Origin of the sequence: Rhodococcus sp. ARC_M12 (assembly GCF_022810385.1) — a bacterium.
GTDB classification, from domain to species: domain Bacteria; phylum Actinomycetota; class Actinomycetes; order Mycobacteriales; family Mycobacteriaceae; genus Rhodococcoides; species Rhodococcoides navarretei.
This window is the reverse complement of the sequence record NZ_JALGQI010000060.1, coordinates 1-572: the sequence shown is the minus strand read 5'-3', so window position 1 is coordinate 572 and position 572 is coordinate 1. Positions and strand designations below refer to the sequence as shown.

Here is a 572-nt window from a genome sequence, read left to right as displayed (position 1 = left end):
TCGATCTCACCCAACTCGATCCGGAAACCACGCACCTTCACCTGAAAATCGCTACGCCCCACATACTCCAACGCACCCGAAGCATTCCACCGCACCACATCACCGGTGCGATACATCCGCGAACCCACACCACCGAACGGATTGGCCACGAACCGCTCCGCCGTCAAACCCAACCGCGCGTGATACCCACGAGCCAACGCCGGACCCGCCAGATACAACTCACCCACCACACCGACGGGCACCGGATTCAACCGCGCATCCAACACCACCTCCGCGAAACCGATCGTCGGCGAACCGATATCGACCGACTCCCCCACCACCAACGCCGACGAAATCGACGAGAAAATCGTCGCCTCCGTCGGACCGTACGCATTGAACATCCGCCGACCCGGCGCCCACCGCGCCACCAACTCCGGCGCACACACATCACCACCGGTCACCACCACCTGAACCGACTCCAACCCCACCGGATCCACCGACGCCAACGCCGCAGGCGTCACGAACGCATGCGTGACCCGCTCCTCGGCCAGCAACGACGCCAACTCCACCCCACCGAACACCAACGGCGGAGC

Annotated in this window: 1 protein-coding gene; it reads right to left on the bottom strand. The window is 64.0% G+C overall.

Going from position 1 to position 572, the window contains the following annotated elements:
- Positions 1 to 572 (bottom strand): AMP-binding protein (locus MTX35_RS25340; protein WP_243597482.1); only part of this gene is annotated, 572 nt, incomplete at both ends.